5 protein-coding genes are annotated in these 2,760 nt (G+C 45.1%); 1 reads left to right on the top strand and 4 read right to left on the bottom strand.

The window, feature by feature from the left end; translation table 11 throughout:
* Positions 1–332, top strand: a 332-nt coding sequence (locus tag WBA23_RS04305) for a Brp/Blh family beta-carotene 15,15'-dioxygenase (RefSeq protein ID WP_424581017.1), incomplete at its 5' end; no start/stop codon positions are given.
* Between the two features lie 20 nt (positions 333–352).
* Here the strand turns inward: WBA23_RS04305 and WBA23_RS04300 are convergent.
* The 4 genes from WBA23_RS04300 to WBA23_RS04285 all read right to left on the bottom strand — a co-directional run bounded on the left by WBA23_RS04300 (position 353) and on the right by WBA23_RS04285 (position 2,555).
* Entirely contained in the window at positions 353–892 is a 540-nt protein-coding gene (locus tag WBA23_RS04300; RefSeq protein WP_424581016.1) for a DinB family protein, read from the bottom strand.
* A gap of 119 nt (positions 893–1,011) precedes the next feature.
* The gene (locus WBA23_RS04295; protein ID WP_424581015.1) at positions 1,012–1,365 is read right to left on the bottom strand and encodes a hypothetical protein; all 354 of its coding nucleotides are present in this window, start codon (positions 1,363–1,365) and stop codon (positions 1,012–1,014) included.
* A gap of 119 nt (positions 1,366–1,484) precedes the next feature.
* Positions 1,485–2,129: a hypothetical protein gene (locus WBA23_RS04290; protein ID WP_424581014.1), complete on the bottom strand. Its 645-nt coding sequence runs from the start codon at positions 2,127–2,129 to the stop codon at positions 1,485–1,487.
* A gap of 108 nt (positions 2,130–2,237) precedes the next feature.
* A complete protein-coding gene (locus WBA23_RS04285; RefSeq protein WP_424581013.1) occupies positions 2,238–2,555 on the bottom strand; it encodes a nucleotidyltransferase domain-containing protein in 318 nt (105 codons plus the stop codon).
* Between the last annotated feature and the right edge of the window lie 205 nt (positions 2,556–2,760).

Genomic DNA, 2,760 nt, shown 5'->3' with positions numbered 1-2,760 from the left:
TATTAATTATTGGACTGGCGTACTATACCCCGCTGTTAGTGGGCTTTTCTATCTACTTCGGGCTGTGGCATTCTCTTATCTCAGTGCGTATTGAGATCAAAAAAATGCGATTGCTAAAGCCGTACTTCTCAGCTTTGAGCTTTGCTAAAACTGCTCTTCCGCTCAGTATATCCGCCCTAATAATTTTTTCCTTCGTTTTCTTAGTCAACCAACAGTGGGGGTTGCTGCAATCGCCGTATCTACTGTTTTTCATTCTTATTTCAATTCTAACCCTTCCGCACGTGTTCTTCGTGCAGGCATTCTATACAACTAAGGTTGCTCAGCCAACTTAGTTGTTAGGCGTATACTGTGATCAAGAACCCGTTCGCCCCAAAAAAACATCCACCTTTGGGTTAATCGGATTGCCTGAGGTGCGGCGGAAGACGACGATCTGCCCAGTGTGATAGATTGCATCGGCAATAGGCCCGTTAATCATATTCCAGTAAGGAAACTCTCTGCTTCGCTCGCCACTTTGAAAGATAATAGTGAATTCTGCTACCTCATCGGCCGTTTTGCCCCGGCACAAGTCACTAGCTACTTTAAAATTAGTCAAGGTGCGGTGGCGCAGCGTATCAAACGAAAGTTGAGACCAATTAGTAGGACGGATATTAGGCTGATTCTGGGGAGCATTAACAATGGTTTCGCTCAATCCGTAGAGATGAATCAAGGTTTCTTGCGTGCTTCGGCTGCCCTCGCTGGGAGTAAAGGCTAAATCTTTCTTGGTGAGTCCTTCGGTAGCCCAGTAATAACGAAAGCCTAACCCATCAATCATTCGCGATAGAATATTACCGGGAGAGTATTCTGCGGGGTGCTCGGGTATCTGCTGGTAGGGTAATTCCGTTGTGTCAACCATCTGGGCTACAGCGATAGAACTGTAAAGGAACATTATAAGACTCAGTAAAAACAAGCGCATGGCAAGGTAGATCACTAAGCTGCCAAATGTAGGAGGTAGACCCGCTTAAACCAAATGGATTACTTAGTCCGGTGAAAAATACTACTGCTCGGCTCAATACCAAGGTCGGTAGGCAAATTCATATCGGTGAGTTGCAACCGTTCGGGACTAATAAATTCTACTGCGTATGTACGAGTAATCACCGAATCAAAGAGAACCAACTGTTTGGTACTTTCTAGGCGGTACGATAGCTGAAAGGAGGCATTCGGAGCTAACTGCACCGTATACGTTTGGTTGCGACCAAACTGAATGGTTGTTGCGTTGTCGGCGTGTTGCCAGGTGCCTAGCAGCGAAGAAGCGGGGTACTCCACATTAGATTCCTGACACTGGGTAAAGAACAATAGCAGTCCTACTCCCAATAATATACTTCTCATGAATAGCTCGTTTTCTCCATAACGCAGAATACGCACCGATTATTGAGGGGCAAGTCATGAATAATGAGTGGTGATTGATGACTAATAAGATACATCAATCACTATTCATTTGTCATTAATTAGGAGCGAACTTCTACACTGAGGGCTTCTAATAACTGGGGCTGATCGGCTAATGCTACTTCGGCTACGCGACTGAATTTATCAAACCAAGTATTCCAGGCCTCTAGGGTTTGATTACGAAATTGGGTAGCCTGTTGGGCTTGAGCTAGTTTGTTTTGCCGATTGCTGAGCACATCGACCAGCGCATTGGCCATCGCTTGGGCCTGCGTAATTTCCTCCGTTACCGCTCCGAATTTCTTCAAGGTATTGATGGCTGGTGCCGTTAGGCGACGGTAGAACGTACGGATTTGATCTAACTTTCGGGCTCGCCCAACGGCGCGGTTGCCCTTCAACTGCAATGTTTTTTGCCATACTTCGTCGTGACGGAAGGCAAAACGAGCAATCGTTAAGTGATTGGTATACACTGCCAACATTTCCTGTTCGTCTTCCGCCAACTGACGGCTAAGTTCGTTTTTGTTGGTGTACAGGTCCTTTTGGGTTTGCTGCCATTCGGCGGCGGCATTCAGTGTGTCTTCTCCTTCTTGTATGCGAGCACTGTTATAGCCGTACTGCGCCAGAGCTGCTTTGATCTCAGCATTATTACGAGCGTTTTCCAGGGCTAAACGACCGGCTAGCATCCGCGCTTCAATGGTATTCTTCTTCATGATTGGTTTTTACCCTTAAATATAAGGTGAAGAAGGTGTTGCATACTATGCCGAGTGTTGGCGTTTCTTACGGAGGTAATGTTCCGGGTGTTTTCTTTCTTAACTTAATCACTGTAGTTTTAGGCCATCACGGTTTATGTGACTGTAAAGGGGGGAGAACTTTAACGACTCTCGCCAATAATCTTTAGGATAAATGAAGATAGATATAATCTCCCCTGAAGCTAATTCTAGGTCGTACAGTGCGTCTCTAAATTTATTCTCTACATCGTAAGATACAACCGGGACATCCACTAGAATTAATACGTCCCAATCAGAATCCTCCCGATGGGTACTTCTGGCCCGTGACCCAAATAGATAAGCTTCAGCCGTAGGATCGGTCGTTCTGATTGACTCCTTAATTTGATTTAATAGACTGCTTGATTCCATGACGGCTTTTTCTCATTAACGTATGATTAATCAACTTCTTTGGTTTTTATGATGATAGTAACTTTTCTTTTAATCATTGCGGTGACTGATAGGAAGTATGATACTCCCATGTATTTTTAACCGGAGTTTGTTGCCTGAATGTGCCACCTCTGCACGCGTGCGTTAGTTGATGTTCATTTTTGTCTGGGCGGCCCAATCACAGTCG

Origin of the sequence: Tunicatimonas sp. (assembly GCF_049647865.1) — a bacterium.
Classification (GTDB): Bacteria; Bacteroidota; Bacteroidia; order Cytophagales; family Cyclobacteriaceae; genus Tunicatimonas.
The sequence above is the reverse complement of the archived record's forward strand: the minus strand, read 5'-3'. Positions and strand labels throughout refer to the sequence as shown.